Source organism: Stenotrophomonas maltophilia group sp. Smal13 (assembly GCF_030236855.1).
GTDB lineage: Bacteria > Pseudomonadota > Gammaproteobacteria > Xanthomonadales > Xanthomonadaceae > Stenotrophomonas > Stenotrophomonas maltophilia_A.
This window is the reverse complement of record NZ_JASJSQ010000100.1, coordinates 1-2,608: the sequence shown is the minus strand read 5'-3', so window position 1 is coordinate 2,608 and position 2,608 is coordinate 1. Positions and strand designations below refer to the sequence as shown.

Below are 2,608 nucleotides of genomic sequence, written 5' to 3'. Positions count from 1 at the left end.
TAGGACATCACCCTTTCACGGTGGCGACCGGGGTTCGAATCCCCGTGGGGACGCCAATTCTTTAAAACCCCGGCTTCGGCCGGGGTTTTTCTTTGCCTGTGATTCCTGGGAAGGCCCTATCCACGCATGGCGCGGATCTACTGCAGGGCCGGGATGGATCCGGCGGCCGGTTGGCCCAGTAGATCCACGCCATGCGTGGATGGCTTCAACTCGGCCACACCTCAGAACCGGCGATACATCCCGATCGATGCAGGTGCGGTGGGTGCGAAACCAAACTGCGCGTACAACCGGTGCGCTTCACCATCCGCCAGAAGGCTGACGTATGCCGACGGCGGCAGGTTCGCCTGCATCCAGCCCTCCAGGCGACGCATCACTTCCTTGCCCAGGCCCTGACCCTGCAGGCGCGGCAACACAGCGATATCGCAGACCTGCAGGTGGCAGCCCCCATCGCCGACGATGCGCCCCATCGCCACTAGCTCGTTACCCTGGTAGGCACACACGCCATACAGGGTATTGGGCAGCGCGCGTGCCGCCGCCTCCTGGCTCTTGGCACTGAGGCCCGCCAGCACACGCAGCTGGCAATAGTCTTCGACCGTGGGCACGGCGTCGCGGAACTGGCAGGCGACGGAATCATTCATGCGCTATCTCCCTGTAGGTCGGGCTATCCTGCCTCATCCATGTCGCATCTGCTGCGACCCACGCCCGCAGAGTTCCCATGTGCTATTCCGCCCTCATCCGCGCCGACTACGCCAAGCTGGTGCGCGAGTTCGGCGCCATCCTGTCGCTGGAAGAATTCGCGGAGCTGTACGCGCACGATCCTGGCAAGAAGCGCCCCAGAACTCCCAAGGCGATGGATGACGGCTTCGCCGGCGCGCGCACCGAGCAGGGCCGCGACATCGTCGCGAAAATCCAGCAGTGGCATGCGCAGGAACGCCAGGATCTGGAAGCGGAGCTGGCCCGCCAGCGCGAGCGACGCGATATTGCCAATGCCACGCTGGCGACCCGCCCCACCCAGAAGGCACGCAACGACCTGCGCGTGGCCGGCAACCGCATCGATCGTGCGCAGGCTCGGCTGGAAGATCTGCACCGGGTGCAGCTGCTGCCGCGCGACAACCGTATTTTCCCCGGTACCTACGCACCGGTGATGGTCAGCGAGGGCGGCAAACGCGTGATCAAGCCGATGCGCTACCAGTGCCGGCTGCCGGACAAGCCTGCGCGCAACGACGTGCTATATCCGGGCACCTACAACGCGCGGCGCGACAGCCTGGAAGGCTATTGGCGCGGTGCGTTCGGGCTGCGCCACGGCGTGGTGGTGGTGCAGGCGTTCTATGAGCACGTGCCACGCCACGCCATCGCCTGCCGTACGCTGGGTGCCGATGAGAAGGATCAGGACGTGGTGCTGGAGTTCCGGCCCGATCCCCCGCGCGACCTGCTGCTGGCCTGCCTGTGGGCGGAATGGGAAGGACCGGAAGGTCGCCTCCTGTCATTTGCCACAATCACCGACACGCCTCCGCACGACGTCGCCGCTGCGGGCCATGACCGCGGCGTCGTTCCCATCCGCAAGGAACACCTCGATGCCTGGCTCAATCCCGATCCGGATGACCTGGCGCGGCAGTACCGCATCCTCGACGACCGCGAGGAGATCCGCTACGTATACGAAGAAGCGGGCTGAACACCGCGCACAGATGAAAAACCCCGCCTGGGCGGGGTTCATGGATCAGGGATTGCCGCCGCACATCGCCTCTTCGCAGAAGGCCTGTTCCTGCAGGCATTGTTCGACCTCTCCACCCCGCGCGATGCAGCTCTTGTAGAGCTGGAAACAGGGCTGGCCACACCACGCAGCAGAGGCCGTACCACCGAAGACCGCCATCGAAAGGACACCCGCAGCTACCATGCGCTTGATCCACTTCTTCATGCCACTCTCCTTGTAGGCCTGAGCATTCAGGCCCGGGCAGGATACGCCCACCGCTTCAGCACGCGCCAATCAGGCGCTGGCGCTGGCGCGGCCCACTGCGCGTACCAGCGCCTGGCTCAGATCTGCCGAGAGATAGGGCTTCACCAGCAGCACGCCGGCCAGCATCGGCTCGGGCAGCTGCTCGGCCTGCATCCCGGTGGCCAACACGAACGGCACCCCGCGCGCCGACAGTGCCGCAGCCACCGGCTCGCTGGTCTCATTGCGGGCCAGGCGGTAATCGAGCAGGGCCACGTCCGGGGTCGACGCCTGCAGCAGGCGCAGCGCTTCAGCCACGCTCGCGGCCAGCCCCACCACCGTCGCACCGGCATGCACCAGCTGCATCTGCAGCAGTGCGGCACTCATCTCGTCGTTCTCGACCACCAGCACCCTCAGGTCCTGCAACACTGTCATCGGCTACCGCTCCTGGAGGCATTCAAGCCGCCGCAGTATAGCCATGACAGGGCCGAAGCCGACAGGAGGCGCCCCGATCGGCCTCCCCACTATGAAAGCCGTGCCGACCTCGGTTACACTCGCACGCTGCCTGCCGGTGTGGCGGAATGGTATACGCAGCTGACTCAAAATCAGCCGGGGGTGACCCCATGAAGGTTCGAGTCCTTTCACCGGCACCACTGCATCAAAGGCCAGGTCCCCGAC

At 65.5% G+C, this 2,608-nt stretch carries 4 protein-coding genes and 1 tRNA gene; 2 read left to right on the top strand and 3 right to left on the bottom strand.

Features of this window, described 5'->3' with window-relative positions:
* Positions 1–221: 221 nt before the first annotated feature.
* Positions 222–638: a GNAT family N-acetyltransferase gene (locus tag QRO95_RS21955; protein WP_010484960.1), complete on the bottom strand. Its 417-nt coding sequence runs from the start codon at positions 636–638 to the stop codon at positions 222–224.
* A 77-nt stretch (positions 639–715) separates the two neighbouring features.
* Between QRO95_RS21955 and QRO95_RS21950 the strand changes: the two genes are divergently transcribed.
* Positions 716–1,672, top strand: a complete 957-nt coding sequence (locus QRO95_RS21950; protein ID WP_279912201.1) for an SOS response-associated peptidase family protein — start codon at positions 716–718, stop codon at positions 1,670–1,672.
* 45 nt (positions 1,673–1,717) lie between these two features.
* On the opposite strand, the gene QRO95_RS21945 is transcribed toward QRO95_RS21950, so the two are convergent.
* Positions 1,718–1,915, bottom strand: a complete 198-nt coding sequence (locus QRO95_RS21945) for a hypothetical protein (protein ID WP_010484956.1) — start codon at positions 1,913–1,915, stop codon at positions 1,718–1,720.
* Between the two features lie 69 nt (positions 1,916–1,984).
* A complete protein-coding gene (locus tag QRO95_RS21940; protein ID WP_032129385.1) occupies positions 1,985–2,365 on the bottom strand; it encodes a response regulator in 381 nt (126 codons plus the stop codon).
* Positions 2,366–2,497: 132 nt separating this feature from the next.
* Between QRO95_RS21940 and QRO95_RS21935 the strand changes: the two genes are divergently transcribed.
* Positions 2,498–2,583 (top strand) — tRNA-Leu (locus QRO95_RS21935).
* Positions 2,584–2,608 lie beyond the last annotated feature (25 nt).